Annotated in this window: 13 protein-coding genes; 2 read left to right on the top strand and 11 right to left on the bottom strand. The window is 38.1% G+C overall.

What is annotated here, in order from left to right; genetic code table 11:
- Window positions 1–66: 66 nt before the first annotated feature.
- Both HWV00_RS09840 and fabA read left to right on the top strand, forming a co-directional pair.
- Window positions 67–2028, top strand: a complete 1962-nt coding sequence (locus HWV00_RS09840) for an AAA family ATPase (protein ID WP_255555001.1) — start codon at window positions 67–69, stop codon at window positions 2026–2028.
- 103 nt (window positions 2029–2131) lie between these two features.
- Window positions 2132–2650: a bifunctional 3-hydroxydecanoyl-ACP dehydratase/trans-2-decenoyl-ACP isomerase gene (gene fabA, locus HWV00_RS09835; protein ID WP_211686476.1), complete on the top strand. Its 519-nt coding sequence runs from the start codon at window positions 2132–2134 to the stop codon at window positions 2648–2650.
- Between the two features lie 72 nt (window positions 2651–2722).
- On the opposite strand, the gene rmf is transcribed toward fabA, so the two are convergent.
- The 11 genes from rmf to proQ form a co-directional block, all read right to left on the bottom strand.
- Complete coding sequence (rmf, locus tag HWV00_RS09830; RefSeq protein WP_211686039.1) at window positions 2723–2899, bottom strand: ribosome modulation factor; 177 nt, start codon at window positions 2897–2899, stop codon at window positions 2723–2725.
- Between the two features lie 141 nt (window positions 2900–3040).
- Window positions 3041–4816, bottom strand: a complete 1776-nt coding sequence (locus HWV00_RS09825; RefSeq protein WP_211686037.1) for a DUF3466 family protein — start codon at window positions 4814–4816, stop codon at window positions 3041–3043.
- A 15-nt stretch (window positions 4817–4831) separates the two neighbouring features.
- On the bottom strand, window positions 4832–6739 hold the full coding sequence (locus tag HWV00_RS09820; protein WP_211686035.1) for an ABC transporter ATP-binding protein: 1908 nt from the start codon (window positions 6737–6739) through the stop codon (window positions 4832–4834).
- Window positions 6740–6898: 159 nt separating this feature from the next.
- Window positions 6899–7135: a glutaredoxin family protein gene (locus HWV00_RS09815; RefSeq protein WP_211686033.1), complete on the bottom strand. Its 237-nt coding sequence runs from the start codon at window positions 7133–7135 to the stop codon at window positions 6899–6901.
- Complete coding sequence (gene rlmKL, locus HWV00_RS09810) at window positions 7135–9267, bottom strand: bifunctional 23S rRNA (guanine(2069)-N(7))-methyltransferase RlmK/23S rRNA (guanine(2445)-N(2))-methyltransferase RlmL (RefSeq protein WP_211686031.1); 2133 nt, start codon at window positions 9265–9267, stop codon at window positions 7135–7137. The genes HWV00_RS09815 and rlmKL overlap by 1 nt, the downstream gene beginning before the upstream one ends.
- 154 nt (window positions 9268–9421) lie before the next feature.
- On the bottom strand, window positions 9422–9982 hold the full coding sequence (locus HWV00_RS09805) for a cell division protein ZapC domain-containing protein (RefSeq protein ID WP_211686029.1): 561 nt from the start codon (window positions 9980–9982) through the stop codon (window positions 9422–9424).
- 101 nt (window positions 9983–10083) lie between these two features.
- Window positions 10084–11094, bottom strand: a complete 1011-nt coding sequence (pyrD, locus tag HWV00_RS09800; RefSeq protein WP_211686027.1) for a quinone-dependent dihydroorotate dehydrogenase — start codon at window positions 11092–11094, stop codon at window positions 10084–10086.
- Window positions 11095–11184: 90 nt separating this feature from the next.
- A complete protein-coding gene (locus HWV00_RS09795; protein ID WP_211686025.1) occupies window positions 11185–16035 on the bottom strand; it encodes an NAD-glutamate dehydrogenase in 4851 nt (1616 codons plus the stop codon).
- 263 nt (window positions 16036–16298) lie between these two features.
- On the bottom strand, window positions 16299–18911 hold the full coding sequence (pepN, locus tag HWV00_RS09790) for an aminopeptidase N (protein ID WP_211686023.1): 2613 nt from the start codon (window positions 18909–18911) through the stop codon (window positions 16299–16301).
- A gap of 89 nt (window positions 18912–19000) precedes the next feature.
- Window positions 19001–21001 carry a carboxy terminal-processing peptidase gene (prc, locus tag HWV00_RS09785; protein WP_211686020.1) on the bottom strand — a complete coding sequence of 667 codons (2001 nt, stop codon included), beginning with the start codon at window positions 20999–21001 and terminating at the stop codon, window positions 19001–19003.
- Window positions 21002–21114: 113 nt separating this feature from the next.
- Entirely contained in the window at window positions 21115–21747 is a 633-nt protein-coding gene (proQ, locus tag HWV00_RS09780) for an RNA chaperone ProQ (protein ID WP_211686018.1), read from the bottom strand.
- Window positions 21748–21770: the final 23 nt, after the last annotated feature.

Raw genomic sequence — 21770 nt, 5'->3', positions numbered from 1 at the left:
ACCAGTGAATAAACCTATCTGTTTATAAGACAATCTCATATAATTTAACTATCCACCTTACAATGAGTGATAGCCTTGTTAATTGAGAAAATTGTTGCTAATAAATTAGTTCCTGTCTTTGATATGGGTTCACGCTGTAAACTCCACGAGTTTGACACAGTACAGCGAGACCAGTTATGCCCGCAAAATAATAAGCTTTTCGCATTATTCCACCAGACCTCAAGTGCTAAGTTACTCGTCGCTACCGATTTTGAAGGTTTTGAACATACAAAATCATTCAGCGATATGCTATCGACACTGCCAAGTAAACGAGCAAAATCTATTTGCTATGTTGAAGATGTCACAAAAGTTGGGTCTGCACATGCGTTTGAGATATGGCGTGATAAAGCTCCGTTATTTAAACAGCTGATTGAACAAATTATTACAACGGGTGAATTTTCAAAAGACGCGCTAAATTCATGCACGATACAGCCATATTCTAACCTTGTTCCTTTATTATTGAACCTGAATGAATTTAACGTAGATCAATCATTCAAGATATTGTGTGACAGTAAAACTGCTGAAACAAATATCATAGATGCGACTAATTTAAGTCAAACAGTGCTCTTTGGTAACTTAGATACGCTTTATAAGAATGGCAGCTATAGCAGTAATGTCGCGCAGCTCATCCCCGGCCTTATACATCAAGCGCATGGCGGTTACATCCTTATCAAGATTGATGAGTTAATTAACAATCCCGAGTTATGGTACCAATTAAAAGCGGTTATCAAACAAGGTTCATTAGCATGGCGTTCAAGTAACCAAACAGTTCAAACAGAATTAAAACCAGACGTAGCACCTATTGATATAAAAGTTGTTTTACTTGGCGACCGCCTCGCGATTAGCCAACTAGCAGATGGTGATAGAGAGTTTTCGAGTATGACGAACTCTTTTATTGATTTCCCTTCAGAATTCAATATCACAGAACAAGCTATCACAAACTATATCGGTTACATTAAGTTATTACTGTCTGAATCGAGTTTACTGCCTCTATCGGCTTGTGGCTTAACGCGTCTACTGCAACTGAGTAGCCGTTGGTGTGAACACAATAATTACCTGAGTCTAAATGAAACTAAATTAACAACGCTATTAAGCTATTGCCACCAAGTAGCATCAAATAATAATTTAGAGTCTATAGACCAAGAGACATTGAACACTGTTTTATCTCTGCAGCACGAAGCCTTGAATGGCTATATACGCCTTAGTAATGAAGGTATTGTAGAAAAGCAGATCATATTAGAAACCGATGGCGAAAAAATTGGTCAAATTAATGGATTATCAGTACTGGAAATGGATGGTCATCCAGAGAGTTTTGGTGAACCAATTCGAATTACAGCGACCGGTCATCTAAATGGTGATGGTGATATATCGGATGTAGAGCGCAAAGCGGAGTTAGCGGGTAATATTCATGCAAAATCGATGATGATTATTCAAGGGTTCTTCACTCACACCTTTGCAAAACCACTACCGCTACCGATTAGCGCAAACTTAGTATTTGAACAGTCTTATGGCGAAATTGATGGTGACAGTGCAGCGTTAGCCGGAACATGTGCATTACTGTCAGTTCTTGCACAAAAACCCATTGCACAAAACCTCGCTGTTACAGGCGCGATAGATCAGTTTGGTAATGTTCTTGCTGTTGGCGGCATCAATGAGAAACTTGAAGGTTTCCAGCGGATTTGTGAATTGAACGGGCAAACCAACATTGGGGTTTTAATTCCAGCTGCAAATATGGTTAACCTTAATTTAAGTGATAAACTTATCGATGCTGTAAACAATGATCAACTTGCTATCTACCCTATCACGCATATTGATGAAGCAATTGAGCTATTGATGGATATTAAAGCCGGTTCACTTGATGAAGAAAACAGTCTATACAATATTATCAGACTGCTCGCAGAAGAGGACGATGAATTAGAAGGTAATGATTCTGTCTTTGTAAACAAACTTAAACAATTGTACGCTAGAATTACATATAAACAGGGATGAAACAACTGATTGGACTTGTTAGGCGTACAGATGTACGCTAACATGGCTTCAAGATAACAAGGATATTATTATGATGAATGAGTTAGAGGTTGAAGTGGTAGCAATGTCAGCAACAGAACGTAATAGCTTCGATAAAGAAGATTTAGTTAAATGTGGTAATGGCAAATTGTTTGAGTCGGATATCCGCCTTCCAAAAGACAACATGTTGATGATGGATCGTATTCTACACATTGATGACACCAGTGGTGAGTTCGGTAAAGGCGAAATCATTGCAGAACTTGATATCACACCTGATTTATGGTTTTTCGACTGTCACTTTGACAGTGATCCAGTTATGCCAGGCTGTTTAGGTCTTGATGCTATGTGGCAACTCGTTGGTTTCTTCCTAGGCTGGAGCGGCGCTAAAGGTAAAGGTAGAGCTTTGGGTGTAGGCGAAGTTAAGTTTACAGGTCAAGTATTACCAACATCGAAAAAAGTAACATATAAAATCGTTATGAAACGTGTTGTACTACGCCGCTTAGTAATGGGTATCGCAGATGCTCAAATGCTTGTTGATGGTAAAGTGATTTATACAGCAAAAGATCTTAAAGTAGGTTTATTCCAAGATACAACCGTATTTTAAGCTAACCTTCTGAACAAATAGATAGTAAGAACAACGCCCCTTTTTAGGGGCGTTGTTCTTACTATATCATTGCTATTTTATGAAGAGCCCTGTTCCTCGGATCTCTTGTGCCTCACGCCAACCACCTAACCATTGACCGCGCGAATCTGCGCTTTGAAATGGACAAACTTCATTCGAGCGGCCAGCCGCGCCAGCTTGGTAACCTTTCGAATATGCTCTTTCCAAACGATCTCTTTTCTGTCTCTTCATTCTAGATTCCTCAAAAGATATATAACTTAAAGCTGAGACTTTCCATGCCTCTATTAAGTAATAGGATAAGAAATAAAACAAATCAAATAAAAAAGCCACAGTAATTAAATTACTGTGGCTTTAAAGAGATAAAACGAATAATTAACGCTTAAATCGACGGAAAAAAAGCATCATGGAAGGTAGTAAGATAAACCACCCCATCCCAGCGCCACTTCGTTCATAGTCTTCATCAGCCTTAATTGGGCACTGAGAAGTACTTGGTAAATGAGCCAAGTCATTAGCTGTAATCGTCATTTTTAACACGACAGGATTAGAGTTAACTCTATTTTTGTAGTTTTCAACATTTTTATAATCAAATGCATTCGCTACAACAATCACGTCACCACTCGAATCGGCATCACTAATACTAATCGCATTACTTAGTCGATATTTAATTTCGTCACCAGCTGCAGTTGCTTCTTGGCAATATAGATCGTCTAAGTAAGCTGATTTGTTAGATTTATAATCATAAATGAAAGCACTTTGAAAACGAGGTGAACCATCTGCTGTCGGTGTTGTTTCACCACGAGCATCACGCCAACCTACAACTAATCCATCATTATTAATTTTACTAGCTTGAGAGCTAGCACCTTTAATCGGATTAGCTTGGAATGGATAACGTGTATCCCCAGTTTTTACATCATATGTATAAAACTCTGTCGCATAACTTCTGTTTTGAGGCTGATTATATGTGCGATTACCTACTACGATAAAAGATTGTGATGCATCGGTTTCACTAGCAGGAGAAAATGTCCCCTTATCGCCAGCGATGACAGGAGCGACATAAACTTTATCCGTAATATCAACAGCAACTGTATCACGAATGATGTCGTTGTAATCACTGCCAGCATCTGTCTTTGGTTTTGATATCTCAGCCATAGCATAACTGATTGTATCAGTAGCCGTTACAGTCGGCTTAAACAATGTGGCGCGTGCGCGACCACCACTTGTAGATGAGTAAATCTGTTGAGTAGAAAAACCTACAGCAAAGCCTGATGTATTAATTGCATAGGCATTACCTATGAATAAAGCCTGATCACCGCCACTTATCCATTTAGTAGCTGAGTTATCAGATAGATAAGCCACAGTACTACCAGTTTCATCCCAATAGCTTGCTTGTAAATCAAAACCAGGGCAATTATATAGATCATCGTAATCATAACGATCGTCATCGGCCGGATAATTAAAGCAATAAGCAAAACGGCTTTCATCATCAGCATTTGCCCATCGGACACTAGCTTGACCAACAATTAATTTTTTTTCAAATGTATAAGTAGGTGTCGTCGTTGATTTAACAATGACTTTTACAGCATCATGAGCAGAACTGAATCCACCATTGTTATCAAAATCTAAGGGCTTTAATTCAACATTATTATAAAAAGCTCTTCTCACTACTTTACTTGCTGAATCAGTTGCATAACCGATTTGAGCTGAATCGCTATCGATTGCGGTTATTTTACGTGATTCAGTAAAACTAGATGGAGATACATCAAGCGTATTAACTGAAGTTGTAAACTCTGATTGGTAAGTGCCGTTATAGCCAGCATACGTATTTAAAATGTTACGGCGCCAAATATATAGACCGTCACTACCATCAGACTTCGAGCCATCCCAGAACATTTCGCAAACATCGGTGTCATTGACACAATATTCATTATATGTCCAAGGAGCACCGATATCATATGTGAATTGTTGTGCATATTTTTGAGTGTACGTAGCTGTACTAGTCGCTGCACTTGACGTATCCATGGCTGAAACATATGGACCGAAGTCATTTGAACCACTGCTGTCTACAACAATAGCGGTGGTTGAAGCCACCGCAGTTGTACACAGTAAGAGACTAATAATCCCTGCTAACTTAGTCTTTTTTAACTGCATTATTTTTAAATTTCCTTAGCCCTTCATTTCTTCAAGCTCTTCCCAACGTGCAAATGCAGTTTCTAACTCTTGCTCTTTGCTAGCAAGGTTTTCAAGCATCGCTTGCGTTTCGTCAGCAGGCTTATTAAAGAATTCAGGTTGATTAATTTCAGCTTGCAATGTTTCAACTAGTTCTTCAAGTTGTTCCATTTTTGCAGGCAGTTTATCAAGTTCAACTTGGATATTGTAAGGCAGTTTTTTTGTTTTAACGGCCTTAACTGGTTTTGCTTGTTTTACTGGCGCTTCTACTACAGGCTTCGCTTTTGGCTTAGCAGTCATAGATTGCGTATTTGCTTGTTGATTTTTAGCATCATGGTAACCACCAACAAAGTTAGTGATATGACCTTTACCATCAAACATCCAGCAACTTGTTACTGTGTTATCAATAAAGTTACGATCATGGCTTACTAATAATAACGTACCCTGATAATTGGCAAGTAATTCTTCTAAAAGTTCCAATGTTTCGATATCTAAATCATTGGTTGGTTCATCCATAATCAAAAGATTAGATGGTTTTAGGAATAATTTAGCTAATAATAGACGGTTACGCTCACCACCAGACAGTACTTTTACTGGTGTACGTGCACGCTGTGGGTGGAATAAGAAGTCTTGTAAATAACCAAGTGCATGGCGCGGTTTACCATTTACCACGACTTCTTGTTTACCGTCAGCTAAATTGTCTATTACTGTTTTTTCAAGATCAAGCTCTGTACGATGTTGATCGAAGTAAGACACTTCTAACTTAGTACCACATTTGATAATACCAGCTTGTGGTTGTAATTCTTCAAGTAATAACTTGATTAATGTACTCTTACCACAACCGTTTGGACCAACGAATGCAATTTTATCACCACGCATAATGTTAAAGGTAAAGTCTTTAACAATTTGCTTGTTTTCATAACCATAGAATACGTCTTCGCCTTCAAAAATACGTTTACCTGAACGTGAAGTCTCATCAACAGAGATCTTCGCCTTACCTTGAACAGTTAGACGTTCGCTACGTTCGTTACGCATTTCTTTAAGTGCTTTTACACGGCCTTCATTACGTGTACGACGTGCTTTAACACCTTGACGGATCCATACTTCTTCTTGCGCTAGGCGCTTATCGAATAATGCATTCTGTTCGTCTTCTACACGTAATGCTTCTTCTTTACCAACTAAATACTCATCATAGTTACCAGGGAAAGACATTAAGTTACCACGGTCAATATCAATGATACGTGTAGCCATAGAACGAATGAAACTTCTATCATGGCTTACGAAAATGATAGTACCGGCGAAATCTTTTAAGAACTCTTCTAACCAAAGAATAGATTCGATATCCAAGTGGTTCGTTGGCTCATCAAGTAATAAAATATCTGGTTTACTTGCTAGTGCACGTGCCAATGCCGCACGACGTAACCAACCACCTGATAAATCATCAAGTAACATATCAGCTTCAAGGTCTAGACGAGTAAGTACTTGCTCAATGTTTTGCTCAAACTCCCAACCATTACGGTTATCAAGTTCTTCTTGAAGACGCATCAATTTATTTAATGCTTTTTCACTGTAATCTTCACCAACTAAAATTGCTTGATGGTGATAATCTTTTAATACTTGACCGATGTCAGCTAGACCACCCGCAACAAAATCAAAGATTGTTACGCCACTTACTTTTGGTGGATCTTGCTCTAAACGAGAAACAACTGCATCTTGTTCAATTCTAAGGACACCATCGTCTAATTGAATTTCACCGCCAATAACTTTCATCATTGTCGATTTACCAGCACCATTACGACCAACAAGACATACGCGTTCTTTGCGTTCAAATACAGCATCAGCATGATTTAATAACGGCAGGTCGCCAAAGGCAAGACAAGCATTTTGTAACGTGATAACAGCCACGGTAATTCCTTAATAAAATAATTTATTGTATCTTCGTTGAGATTCACATACGAAGAAACAAGCAGTTAGTTAGATTCTAACATAAAGTTGTAAAATAGAAAAAATCCGAGCTTAACAATTACCCTGTAATTGAAAACGGCTCGGATTAAATCAGTTAAATCAGTTTTGTGCGATAAAATCAGCCAATTCTTCACTATCAAAAGGCCAACCAATTTCTCTATCGGTCACAATGTGCTTAATAACGGGAATACGGATGCCATAGCGAGCGATATCAAGTTCATCATGAATGATCTCTACTTGTGTCATTTCACTGACTAAGCCTTGAACGGTGATCAGTTCCCAAGCTTGCTCGCATAAATGACAGCCTTCCGTCGTATAGAATACGTATTTCGTCATTATGCTACTCGTTCAACAAGCCAGCAGTTACTGATATTTTTGTTACGAGCGAAATCTTTAGAACGATTATTTTCTGTAATATTCGTTGCTTTAAGGCCTAGTTTTTCTAGCCCTTCAAAATCTAACTTGAAGTTACGCTTGTTGTTTGAGAATACAACCTGACCACTTGCAGAAAGAATGTTTTCCAACCACGTGAATAGTTGGATATGGTCACGTTCTACATCAAAGCTGTCTTCCATACGTTTCGAGTTAGAGAACGTTGGTGGATCAATAAAGATAAGGTCAAACTTGTCTTCACAACGTGCTAACCATGCTAAACAATCTGCTTGAACAACTTCGTGCTTACGCATGCTGATGTTGTTTAACGCAAAGTTACGTTTAGCCCAATCAAGGTAAGTGTTAGACATATCAACAGTAACAGATGATTCTGCGCCACCTAAAATAGCATGAACACTTGCACTACCCGTGTATGAGAATAGGTTTAAGAAACGTTTACCCGCACTCATGTTACCCACCATGCGGCGTGTTAAACGGTGATCGATAAACAAACCTGTATCAAGGTAATCTTTCATGTTTACTTCAAACTGAGCGCCATATTCACTAACTGTGAATACTGACTTAACTTGTTGTAATTTTTCGTACTGGCTAGCACCTTTTTGCTTCTGGCGCACTTTTAATACAAGTTTATTTGGATCAATTTGAGTCACATCAAGCGTAACAGCAACAATATCCATGATACGTTGCTTTGCTTTTTGCTCTGGCACATCTTTCGGGGCTTTGTATTCTTGCACTACAATCCAATCATCGTATAAATCGATTGCGGCATTGTAGTCAGGTAAATCAGCATCATATAGACGATAACAGTTTACTTGCTCTTTTTTAGCCCATTTAGTTAACTGCTTAATGTTTTTCTTTAAACGGTTACGGAAATCTTCAGCAAAACCAGGCGTCATTTGAGTTTCAACGTGTGCTTTTACTTGACGCGCAACTGAAGAAATCTGGTAAAGCTTAAGGAAACACTCTAATGAACCATTGAATAATTTGTATTGTTTATTTGCACGCATGCCTAAACGAGAAAGTAAATCTTGATTAGATGAGAAGAATGCAACATTCCAACCCGCAAATTCACTCTTAAGGCGCTCACCTAATACTTGGTGTAACACGATAAGTTCAGGTTGCTCACCCATACGTTCACCATAAGGAGGGTTACAAATTAATGTACCTTCGCTAGTGAAATCGTTAACAAGGTTCTTAGCATCACCCGTTTCTAATTCGATAACATGCTCTAGACCCGCTGCACGCACGTTAGCTTTAGCTTGGTCAAGTACACGCCAGCTTTTATCAAAACCATATACTTTAAGGTCTGTATTCGCGATATTTTTGCGTGTTTGGTATTTAGCTTGTGCAACAAGCTCTTCCCAACCTGATTGATCGTAATCATTCAGCTGTTGGAAGCAGTAACGTGTACGTAAAATACCAGCCGGTACTTTCAATGCCATTAATGCAGCTTCGATAAGTAACGTTGCAGAACCACACATAGGATCGACAAGTAGACCATCTGTGTAACCACTACGCTTAATGATAGCGGCTGCTAGATTTTCTTTTAGTGGTGCAGCACCAGTACCTTGACGGTAGCCACGTTGGTGTAAACCATTACCACATAAATCCAGAGATAATGTCGCTTCTTCACGACGAATGTGTAGATGAATACGCACATCAGGGTCGTTCTTAGCTACATTTGGGCGTTCGCTCATGCTCTTAGTAAAGCGGTCAACAATACCATCTTTTACTTTTAATGCGCCAAACTGAGTATCACGGATACTATCATTGGTACCAGAACAAGAAACAGCAAACGTCTTATCAATATCGAATATTTTTTCCCAATGCATACCCGATACCGCAAGGTAAAGATCTAAAACATCAAAGATTTTAAATGTTTTTAATTGCAAGGTCACTCGAGATGCTAAGCGGCTCCACAAACACACCTTATACGCAATTAATTGAGTCGATTTAAATGAAACACCAGCCATTGTTTCACGGCAATCTTGTGCGCCAAGTTCAATTAGCTCTTCTTTAAGCAGAAGTTCCAAACCCTTAGGTGAAGAAGCAAAATAAGTGTTGAGTTTAGTCAATTTGAAAGCCTATATTATTTCGAGATACTTTCTAGCAAAAAAGAAAGTAAGCAATGTGATTATTAATGGGTGCGAACTATACCACGGGGCTCTATAGTCGCATAGTAATGATGAGGAAATACTTAGATAAACGGGGGTTTATTGATAGATTATGCTACGCCATGATCTGAACGTAGGAAAATGAATCACTAGATAACTCATTTATAACTTTCTTTTGTAATTTAACGCGGTCGTTCATTACACGAATTACATCAAACTTAGCTAATTTTTTAGAATCAGAAAGCTGGGCTTCAGTTTCTAATAACATACATGTAGAAACGCGTTCGTCCGCTTCTAAAATAATGAATGCTGCGTAATTATCTTTAAATGATAAGCTAATAACATCACCTGTACTCAGTGATTCATTTGAATAATGATAATCGAAAAACCAGCTCTGCGGCATTTTCACTTTATGAAAGCGTAAGTTAGTCACCGCATTCAATGCTATTTGTACTTTTTCAGGCACACTAAAGGGTAAATCTTTGAGGGCCTCTAAGAAATAGTAATAATAGCTTGAATCTTCTGCGCAAAAGTTAATCCGGCCTTTGCACAAATTATTCATGTTCCGTCTTTCTAATTGGCAAGACATCGCAAGCCCATCAGATAATTGAATAACGATGAATTGACTTGCGCAGTCGTATTGCCAATACCACTTATTGCTTGGTTCTAGTAACATCCTGATACCAGTAATGTAATTAACTCTTTAGCTAGTTTAACTACACCCTATCCATATGTAAATACCCATATCAGAAATATAGACTAAAACCAAGAGAAAAGTTACAAACTTTTTACAATGTTTTTAACTAATTTAGGGCCCTTGTAGATAAATCCACTGTACACTTGTACTAATTCTGCACCCGCAACAAACTTCTCTTTTGCTGCAACAACCGAATCAATGCCGCCTACACCAATGATAGGTAGCTGACCATCAAGTAATACTGCTAGTTTACGTACAATTTCAGTACTTGCGTTCTGCACTGGACGTCCACTTAAGCCACCCGCTTCAGAAGCATGCGGCATATCATGTACTAATGTTCTATCTAGTGTTGTATTCGTTGCGATAACACCGTCCATTTTATATTTAACTAACGAAGCTGCAACTTGTGCTAATTCGTCATCTGTTAAATCTGGTGCAATTTTAACCGCTAACGGCACATATTGTTCATGTATTTTCGTTAATTCTGCTTGGCGCTCTTTAAGACAGCTTAATAATTCATCTAATGCTTCACCGTATTGCAGTGTACGTAATCCAGGTGTATTTGGAGATGAAATATTGATCGCGATGTAAGACGCGTGTTGGTAAACTTTATCCATACAGATTAGGTAGTCTTCGTTACCCTTTTCGATTGGCGTGTCTTTATTTTTGCCAATGTTGATACCTAAGATACCTTTATAATTCGCTCTTTTTACGTTTTCAACAAGTGCATCAACACCTTCATTGTTAAAACCCATGCGATTAATGATTGCTTCCGATTTTACAATTCGGAATATACGTGGCTTTTCATTACCCGACTGTGGACGTGGAGTCACGGTACCCACTTCAATAAAGCCAAAGCCCATTGCAGCAAAAGCATCAATGCTTTCACCATTTTTATCTAAACCCGCCGCTAAGCCAACTGGGTTGTCAAACGTCAGTCCCATTACAGTAACTGGTTTGCTCGGTAATTTCTGCGAATATAAGCAACTTAAAGGAGTAGAGCCAGTTAATTTTAACCCTTTGATTGTCATTTCATGCACTACTTCTGGGTCTTGCATAAACAAAAATTCACGTGCAATACGATATAACATTTTCTATTCCTCATAAAAAAGCACTGTATCAACAGTGCTTCATAATTAAATCATTTTAATTGAGTGTATACGCAAACACCAATTTATCCATTAGCTCGCATTACGGCAGCTTAAATGAAGTAAATTCAATTCACGTAACGCAACTGAGAATTTAGCAAATTCATGCGAAGAACTCATATTAAAATCAGCCAACATTTGCAGCCAACGAACAACAAGCGCATCATGATCAGATAACCATTCGTCAATGATTATATCGCATTTACCCGTTGATGAACAAGTAGATAACACCACTGATGTTAAGCTACGTTGTTGCAGAGCAAGCTCTTCACGGAAAGCAGCTCTTGCTAATGCTTGCCAATGGTTAGCAACCGGTTGCAAGTTAATTTGATGCATGAAGTCGTGTAACTGTAGTTTGTTACCTAACGAGAAGAAGATATGCTGTACTAGCGACAGTGGAACCTGATGCTGTTTACATACATCTGCAATATCGAAAGCAGAGAATAGTGTATTTTGATGCACAATCTCATTTGCAATATCTGCTGGTACTGATTTATCAACCAGACCTTGGATACGGCCGTTTTGTTTTTCTTTTTCAGCATCACCAAGTACTTGCTCAGTATCTTCTTTCATTCCTTCATAGATAGGTTTGTAGAAGGCAATAGTTTCCGCGATGCTCATGTTACGGTCACGGTAACGAACCAACCAACATGTTGCACGGCGAATATAACGACGGCTTTCAAATAACATATCTAACTGTGTTTCAGAATCGAGTTCGTTATCTAACCCAGTTACAACATTACGTAAATTTTCCATCCCAATAACATGTTTACTGATAACAAAGCACTTAGCTATTTCAACGACACTCGCGCCTGTTTCATCTTCCATGCGACCAACAAAGTTTAATCCCATGTCGTTAATAATATCGTTTGCAAGTTGTGTTGCAATGATTTCATTTCTTAACGGATGCTGCTGCATCTGATCTTTATATTTATCTTGTAACAACTGCGGGAATGCAGTGATAAGTAATTTAGATAAAAATTCATCTTCATATACTTCAGGACAGTTTAACTGCTCTTTCAATTGCATTTTTGCATAAGCAAGCAGCACAGCAAGTTCAGGACGTGATAAACCTTCGTTCTTCGCTAGACGCTCTGCTAATTCATCTTCACTTGGTAAAAACTCAAGTTGACGGTTCAACTTACCACTGCGCTCTAACGATTGAATAAAGCGAATATGTTCTTTCAATTGCTCAGCTGCACGCGTTTTTGTAACAGATACTGATAATGTTTGCTGGTAAGCATTATTCAATACGATTTCCGACACTTCATCTGTCATCGAATAAAGTAATTCATTACGTTGTTTACGCGTTAAATCACCATTACTTACGATGCTGTTAAGTAAGATCTTAATATTTACTTCATTATCTGAGCAATCTACGCCGCCCACATTATCAATGAAGTCACTATTAATACGACCACCTTTTTTAGCGTATTCGATACGGCCTAGTTGTGTACAACCTAAGTTACCCCCCTCGCCTACGATCTTAACATTAAGCTCATTACCGTTAATACGTACATGATCATTCGCACGATCACCTACATCATTATTAGTTTCTGATACTGCTTTAACGTAAGTACCGATACCGCCATTCCAAAGTAAATCAGCTTGTGACGTTAGGATCGCTTTAATCAAATCCGTTGGTGTCATCAATGATACTGTTGTACCAAGCATCTTCTTAATCTCAGGTGTTAGCGTAATCGCTTTTGCCGAGCGTAAGAAAATACCACTGCCTTTAGACATGATAGAACGATCATAATCCGTCCAGCTAGAACGCGGTAGGTTGAATAAACGATCACGTTCTGCATAACTTGTTGCACAATCTGGGTTTGGATCAATAAAGATATGCATGTGGTTGAATGCAGCGATTAGCTTGGTACTTTTTGATAACAACATACCGTTACCAAATACGTCACCCGCCATGTCGCCAACTGCGATACACGTAAACTCTTCTTCTTGGCAGTTAATACCCATTTCACGGAAATGACGCTTAACAGATTCCCAAGCGCCTTTAGCAGTAATACCCATTTTCTTATGGTCATAACCCACTGAGCCACCTGATGCAAATGCATCACCTAACCAGAAGTTATATTCATCACTGATTTCGTTCGCGATATCAGAGAATGTAGCTGTACCTTTATCGGCTGCAACAACTAAATATGAATCATCTTCATCGTAGAAACGAACGTTTTGTGGGTGAACAAGTTCACCGTCAACAATGTTATCTGTAATATCAAGCAGACCACGAATAAATGTACGGTAACACTCTTTACCAATATTAAATACTTCATCACGGCTGTGGCTTGGTTGCACTTGTTTACAAACAAAACCACCTTTTGCACCAACAGGTACAATCACAGTGTTTTTAACTTGCTGTGCTTTAACAAGACCAAGAACTTCAGTACGGAAATCTTCACGACGGTCAGACCAACGAAGACCACCACGCGCTACTTTACCGCCACGTAGATGTACACCTTCAACCTGTGGTGAATAAACAAACACCTCAAATTTAGGTAATGGTAATGGCATATCAGGTATTAAAGCTGATTCAAATTTGAATGAGACGTAAACCTTATTCTGATTTGCTTTTTTAGACTTCTGATCGATTTGATAGAAGTTAGTACGCGATGTCGCGGTAATCAAGTCAATAAAGCGACGAATAATCCGGTCATCATCTAAGTTGTTAACTTGTTCAAGTTTGCTTTCAAAGTTTGCAATGATGTCTAAGCTATCGATTTCGCCTTGGTCCATCGCGAATTTCTGATGGAAATAGCAATATAAACTATTTGCTAACTCAGGTAACGACGCCAGTGTATTTTCAATATACACTTGGCTAAAGTTGTTACCAATCTGACGCATGTATTTAGCATAAGCACGTAATACTGAAATCTGGCGTCCAGAAAGGTTAGTCTTTAATACAAGTTTGTTAAAACCATCATTTTCTAAACGATTTTCCCATACCTGATGGAAGGTAGACATGAAATCAGCACTACGTTCCGTAGTATCAAGTACATTATCACCCGTATAAAGCATGGTAAAATCAAGTACCCAATATACAGTACCGTCAGCTGTTTTTACTTTAAATGGTGTTTCACCCAATACTTTCAGGCCCATGTTTTCTAACATAGGTAGTACATCTGATAAGTGAATTGGATGATCTTTATGGAATAATTTTAAACGTACGTGATTAGAATCATGCTCTTCTTCTTGTGCACGATAGAAGATCATTTCAAGCTTATGTTCAGCTGATAACGTTTCTAATTTAATGATGTCAGCAACAGCAGAGTTTGGTAGTACATGCTCTTTGTATGATTGCGGGAAAGCATGACCATACTGCTCAGATAAGTAACGCCCTTTTTCTTCACCGTAATGGCTTACAATCGCAGTTTTAAACTTATCATCCCAAGACTTCGCCGCTTCACTTAGGTTTTGTTCAATGTCTGAAATATTCACTGTCATTTCTTTATCATTTTGATCAACATGCACAAGATAATGTGTTCTAGCCATATTACCTTCAGAGAAATACGTATTAAACTCAACTTCTTTGTCGCTACCTAAATAGTCCGCTAATACTTGCTGTGTTTTTTGACGTAAACGCGTGTTGTAGCGCTCTTTCGTCACGTATACCATGCAAGAGTAATAACGACCGAATAAGTCTTTACGTACAAAAAGTTTAACTTGATCACGATCCTGCATATGCAGAACACCTAACGCACAGTGTAAAATATCAGCTTCGCTAGATTGAATAATTTCATCACGTGGGTACGTTTCTAGAATATTAAGTAACGCTTTATACGAGTGGTTTGCAGGGTTATAACCCGATGCAACAAGTACTCGTTTAATTTTGTCGCTAATCAGTGGAATGTCGATTGCACTACTGTTGTATATCGATGATGCATATAAACCAATAAATCGCTCTTCACCAATCACATTATTATTTTCATCAAATAGTTTAATGCCGATATAATCAATATTAGCGGGTCTATGTACACGAGACTTTGCATCACTCTTCGTTAAGATCAGCGTGTTTTGTGATAATACTTCACGTCTTGCATCTGTAGACAAATTAGCTAAACGGTAGCCTTGATTGTTGACTGAGTTCTTCATGATACCCAGGCTTGAATCGCAATCAGGCGTAATCACGTAATCGCCTTTGATTGCTTCAATATCGTAGTGACGATAGCCCAGTAAAGTGAAATTATGGTCGCATAACCATTTTAAGAATTTAAGCGTATCTGAATAATCGATACCTTTTTGTTTCGGTCGCGAAGATAACAGTTCAATAACAGACGTTAATTTATCTTGCATCGGAGACCAATCACCAACAGCTAAAGCAACTTCATTTAATACAGAATTCAACTCTGCACTAATCGCATCTAATTTGCTGCTTTCTGACTGACGATCGATTTCAATTAAAAATACAGTTTCAGAAGTGAAATTTTTTGCATTTTTAGGATTCGTTAAAATTTTATTTACACGGCCTTCTACATCTCGTTTTAATGCAATTGGCTGATGTAACATCAAATGCGAGATTACGCCAAGTCGAGATAACGCCATCATTACAGATTCAGTCAAAAATGGTGAGTCAGGTACGATGATTTCTACAATCGTATGTGTTGACTGCCAACCATTTGAACTAATTTCAGGGTTATAAACACAAATATCAGGGCCGCTATTGTTACTGCTGTTTAATCGATTCCATAAACTAATTGCAGCACAATACAGATCACTATCGCTACGCGTAGAAAGATCTTCTTGCCTCATTCCAGCATATAACGCAGTGACAAACTGCTCAACCAATGTATTATTTTTTACATCTACTTTTGTCTTTACAAGGCTGATCACGTTTTCCAATAACACAGGAATAGGCGTTTTATTCAACATACTAGCAATCCTTTAAATCTTGTTTTTATTAAGTCTAGCTAAAAAAGTAACTTATGAGGGTAATTCAAGCGGGCATTCTAACATTAATAATTGTAATAAAAATGCTACAGAGGCAACAAGATAGAAAGATAAATGCAGCTTTTTAAGAATAAAAAATCAACATATAACTTATAGTGGGTATATGACACCGAAATTGGTCAAAATACCCACTTTTTATAAAACAAACGTTTAACTAAATGTTAATACGTTGCTTAAAGATTAGACTAAGCTAGAGCACGATCTATTTTTTCAAACAAATCGGCAGCCAGGCCATCAATTTTACTTAAACGGATCAGTTGTTCTTTCATTAATTCCTGACGTACTGAATCAAATTTCTTAAACTCAATAAGCGGTGTAATTAATCGAGAAGCTACTTGCGGGTTACTGCTATTCAGTTGACATAAAATATCAGTTAAGAAAACATAACCACTGCCGTCTATCGCATGAAATGCTTTTGTGTTTAACGCAGAAAAACTACCGATTAATGAACGTGTACGATTTGGATTCGCTAAAGAAAAACTACCATGGTTTAATGTGTCTTTCACAACCGACAGGCAGTCTTCACTCGGGCTAACACCAATTTGTACAAACCACTTGTCCATCACTAAGCCATCATGCGCCCAGTTCGTTTCAAAGGTTGATAACATTGTTTGTAAACAAGGCAATTGTGCTTTATTTGCTGCACTTATTGCACCCATTGTATCGGTCATGTTATCTGACTGTTCAAACTGTGCTAGCACCAATGCATTAACATCTGCGATCCCTGCAAGAGAAATATACTCAAGACAAACGTTTTTCAGTGAACGCTGGGCAATATGCGTATGTTCAACTTCGTAAGCGCGCTTAGGCATTGCAGCATAAATTGCTGTACATGTTTCCGCTACACTCGTCGCCATTTCTGATTTAATAAAGGCAGATACAGTCAGTAACGCATCAACATCGACTTCATCGAATAATCCCATAAGGCTATTCGTTGATGGGAACTGAAGCATTTCAGCTTTTAAAGCAGGATCAAGTTCAACGTTCTTCACTAAATCAGCAAACGCTTGTCCAAAAACAGTCGGTAATTCAAGTGGCTGCTTATCATGAACTCGCGCTACATTTTCAACAACATGCTTGTTAATCAATAATTGTGATGCATCCCAACGAGCAAAGTCATTACTTGCATGAACCATTAACATCGTAAGCTGTTCATTTGTATAAGCATAGTTAAGCTTAACAGGTGCAGAAAACTCTCTGAATAGGCTTGGTGTTGGTGCCGATGTTACATTTTCAAATACAAAATCCTGCTGCTTTTCAGTCAGGTTTAATACATGATGAACAGGCTTACCTTCGCTGGTTAATTCAATTTTATTACCCTGCTCGTCAAGTAATTCAATATCAACAGGAATGTGTAATATTTGTTTTACTTTTTGATCCGCAGTGATCGGCGTATGTTGCTGCATTGATAATGTGTATGTATTGCTTTTAGCATCATAATTATCAGTTACAGTTACTTGTGGTGTTCCAGATTGCGAATACCAATTTTTAAATAAAGTCAGATCAACACCTGATGCATCTTGCATTGATGCAACAAAATCATCACACGTTACCGCTTGGCCATCATGACGCTCGAAGTATAGATCCATACCCGCACGGAAATTCTGCTCACCAAGTAGCGTGTGAATCATGCGAATAACTTCAGCGCCCTTGTTATAAACAGTCGCTGTATAGAAATTATTCATTTCAATCACAGAAGCTGGGCGAATTGGATGCGCCATTGGACCTGCATCTTCAGGGAACTGCGCTGAACGCAATACTTTCACGTTTTGAATACGGTTAACGGCACGAGAACCCAGATCTGAACTAAATTCTTGGTCACGGAAAACCGTTAAACCTTCTTTTAAACTTAATTGGAACCAATCTCGACAAGTAATACGGTTACCTGTCCAGTTATGGAAATATTCATGACCAATAACGGCTTCAATACCTAAATAATCAACGTCTGTTGCACTTGCTGCATCCGCTAACACATATTTAGAGTTGAATACGTTAAGTCCCTTATTTTCCATTGCGCCCATGTTAAAGAAATCAACAGCTACAATCATATATACATCAAGGTCATACTCTAAACCAAAGCGGTCTTCATCCCACTTCATTGAATTTTTTAACGATTCAACAGCATGGTGACCACGGTTTAAATTACCTTTATCTACAAATAGCTCTAACTTTACATCACGACCTGATGTGGTGATGTAGTTATCTCTTAATACATCAAAATCACCCGCAACTAACGCAAATAAATACGCTGGTTTTGGATAAGGGTCACGCCATTGAACCCAATGACGACCATTATCTAAGTCACCACTATCAACGCTATTACCATTCGATAATAAATAAGGGAATGCAGCTTTATCTGCCGTGATCTTAGTACTGAATACAGCAAGTACATCTGGGCGGTCTAAATAATAGGTGATTTTTCTGAAACCTTCAGACTCACACTGTGTACAAAATGCATCAGCAGATTTATACAATCCTTCCAAACTTGTGTTTGCTTGCGGGTTTACTTCTGTTTCAATGATCAATACACATTCTGGTGGTAAATCTGAAATAATCAGTTGGTTATCTTTAACTAAATAGTTATCAATATTGTGGCCATCAATAGCAACTGATAATAAAGTAAGGTCAACACCATCAAGAATCAGTGGGTCATTATGATTACCACTACGGCGTACCTTGTTAATAGAAACTACTTTTGTTTTTGTGTCGTGAAGATCAAAATCAAGATCGATACTGTCGATGAAATAATTTGGCGCAGTGTAATCTTTTAAATGCTTGGCATTCGGCTGAACTGTCATTTAAAGTCCTAATCTATCGGCGGATAGAGACGTAGAATAAAGGAGAAAGTGCAGCATTTTGCTGCACTTATAGTAAAAAGAGAAGTGGTTTATTTTGATTTAGTTAGGTCGATCGCAATATTAGCGGTTTCTAATAGGAATGCATCATCAAACTCGAAGTCTTCAGGTTTATCATCGAATGATTCGACCGTCGGCAATTCTTTTCTTTCTAAGCGCTCATTTAAACGTTTCAAACGAGTAGATTCGTTTTCTTCACGTTCTTTAATACGCACAGACTCTTTTAAAGAAATTGTTTTACTATCAAGTTCCTGTTTATATTTAATAATATCCTCTTGGATATAACTAAACTCAGGATTAACTGCAACACGTTTGTTATGGCTTTCTGTTAATGCAGCTACTTTTGATTGTAGTGCTAACGATTGCTCATAACTTGCTTTACGGATTTGATCCCAAGCTAACGCATTATCTTCAATTGATTCACCCGTATCTTCAGGATTAACTGCAGATGGGAAAGTGATATCAGGTAATACACCACGTAACTGCGTACTACCACCATTAATGCGGTAGAACTTAGAAATAGTATATTGAACACTACCAATTGGCTTGTCATAAAGATCATACAAACGAGCTAAGGTTCTGTGCTGTTGCACTGTACCTTTACCAAATGTTTGCTCACCAACGACTAATGCGCGGCCATAATCTTGCAATGCAGCGGCAAAAATCTCAGATGCTGATGCACTGTATCGGTTAACAAGTACAACAAGTGGACCATCGTAATATGTTTTACCATCACGATCTTCAAGTACATTGACTTTGTTTCTCGCATCTCGTACTTGTACCGTTGGACCAGAATCAAAGAACAAACCAGAAAGTAAGTTTGCTTCTTTTAATGCACCACCACCATTATCGCGTAGATCAATAATGATAGAGCTAACGTTGTCTTCTTTTAGCTTCGTTAGCTCGGTTAATACATTTTTAGTTAAGCCGTCGTAGAAACTTGGTATTTCAATAACACCCACTTTCTCGCCTTCAACATCGATAATTTTCGATTTTGCAGCGCGGTCTTCTAAGCGAACTTTGTCACGAATGATTTCAACGATTTTGTGTTTAGCACTCGCTCCTTCACCACGGACAATTTCAAGACGAACTTTAGTCCCTTTCGGGCCTTTAATTTTGTCGACTACGTCATCAAGACGCCAACCAACAATATCAACAATCGTTTTATCATCTTGTGCAACACCAACAATTTTATCTTCTGCTTTAAGTTCTTTCGTTGTATCAGCTGGGCCACCAGCAACGAGAGAACGAATAACAGTATAGTCATCTATTGTTTGTAATACTGCACCGATACCTTCTAAAGACAGGTTCATTTCTGTTTTAAAACGGTCAGCATTACGCGGTGATAAATAAGACGTGTGCGGTTCAATACTGCGCGCATAAGAGTTCATCAATGTTTGGAATACATCTTCACTTTGCGTCTGTTTTAAGCGCTTAATTGCAGTATCGTAGCGTTTATGCAGTAATTTTTGAATCTCTGGCCAATCTTTACCAGTCAGCTTTAAGTTAAGTGCTTCATATTTAACTTTTTGACGCCAAAGTTCATTCAACTCTTCAGTTGATTTCGCCCAATCTAATTCAGATGTGTCGAAATAATATTCGTCATCGCTATCAAACTTGATTTCGGTATCAAGTAGCGTTAATGCATATGCAAAACGCTCATAACGACGTTGTAAGCCAACAGAATAAATATCGTAAGCTGGGGCTAAGCGTCCTTGACGAAAATCCTTTTTAAATGACAGTGCATATTTATTAAAGCTATCTATGTCGCTTTGCAAAAATATAGTGCGGTAAGCATCGAGTTGTTTTAAATAACGATCAAAAACTTCAACAGCAAAGGTGTCATCAAAATCAAGGGATTTATAGTGAGAGCGTGTAAATAGATTAACGAGACGTTTACTTGCTTCAGAATGCTGAGCTTCTTGCTTTAGTGTTGGGAGTTCTTGAATTGAAATGGCTGGGTCGAATGCGTAGGCATGTGTAGCCAATAGTACCGAGGCACTGATAAAAGTTCTTTTTAAAACTTTTTTCATTAAAAATCCTTTTGAGAATAAGTAACGCTAAATTAATAATAGTCAAGTATTGGCTAAAATTCATATATTTAGCCAGCACTCAACTATTAAAAATTCAAAACACTCTTATTGCTTTATACAAAAAGGTGCTCTTTTTTTACTTTTAGAGAAAGTCCAGAAAGTAGTTGAACTTGAACACCATCTTTAGATACTTCAACGATAGTTGCTTGTACCGGTGCTTTGCCAATTACAACTTTGACAGATTGACCTGATTTAAGTTCCGCTTCATTTACTGGGCGTTCAACTTTAATTGTAGGTTTATTGTCTGCTTTAGGAGCAGATTTTTTAGCTACTTTTTTAGGAGCTCTTTTAACAGCAGGTTTTTGCTTTTCAGTTTTAGCCTTCTGTTCTGCATTTTTCTTATTACGTTCAGCGAAGAATTTAGTTTTGCTTTCTTCAAGTGTTTTTTGTGCATGCTCAATGTGCTCTGCATCTAAAACACCTGCGTCGTTGCCATCTAAGTCTACTCGTACAGCATCTTTTTTAGCGCCGTGAAGATAACGCCAGCTTGCAGTATACTGACGAAGTGCCGTACGTAATAATGTTTTACTAACTTTAGAGTCTTCTTTTAGACGCTCAGCCAGATCTTGAAAAATGCCAATTTTTAGCGGTTTAGCTTCGCCCTTTGCCGTGAAACATTTTGGGAATATTTCTACCAGGTAAGCGATAACTTCTTTGCTATTTTTTAGCTTTTCAATGTTTTCCATGAATGACCTTAAATTACTTCTAA

The organism is Moritella sp. 24, assembly GCF_018219155.1.
GTDB lineage: Bacteria > Pseudomonadota > Gammaproteobacteria > Enterobacterales > Moritellaceae > Moritella.
Note: the sequence above shows the minus strand (reverse complement) of the source record. Positions and strands in the feature narration are given on the sequence as shown.

Coding starts and splice junctions, on each gene's coding strand:
- fabA (WP_211686476.1), top strand. CDS start 2,132: ATGTCAGCAACAGAACGTAATAGCTTCGATAAAGAAGATTTAGTTAAA.
- rmf (WP_211686039.1), bottom strand. CDS start 2,899: ATGAAGAGACAGAAAAGAGATCGTTTGGAAAGAGCATATTCGAAAGGT.
- HWV00_RS09825 (WP_211686037.1), bottom strand. CDS start 4,816: ATGCAGTTAAAAAAGACTAAGTTAGCAGGGATTATTAGTCTCTTACTG.
- HWV00_RS09815 (WP_211686033.1), bottom strand. CDS start 7,135: ATGACGAAATACGTATTCTATACGACGGAAGGCTGTCATTTATGCGAG.
- HWV00_RS09805 (WP_211686029.1), bottom strand. CDS start 9,982: ATGTTACTAGAACCAAGCAATAAGTGGTATTGGCAATACGACTGCGCA.
- pyrD (WP_211686027.1), bottom strand. CDS start 11,094: ATGTTATATCGTATTGCACGTGAATTTTTGTTTATGCAAGACCCAGAA.
- HWV00_RS09795 (WP_211686025.1), bottom strand. CDS start 16,035: ATGTTGAATAAAACGCCTATTCCTGTGTTATTGGAAAACGTGATCAGC.
- pepN (WP_211686023.1), bottom strand. CDS start 18,911: ATGACAGTTCAGCCGAATGCCAAGCATTTAAAAGATTACACTGCGCCA.
- prc (WP_211686020.1), bottom strand. CDS start 21,001: ATGAAAAAAGTTTTAAAAAGAACTTTTATCAGTGCCTCGGTACTATTG.
- proQ (WP_211686018.1), bottom strand. CDS start 21,747: ATGGAAAACATTGAAAAGCTAAAAAATAGCAAAGAAGTTATCGCTTAC.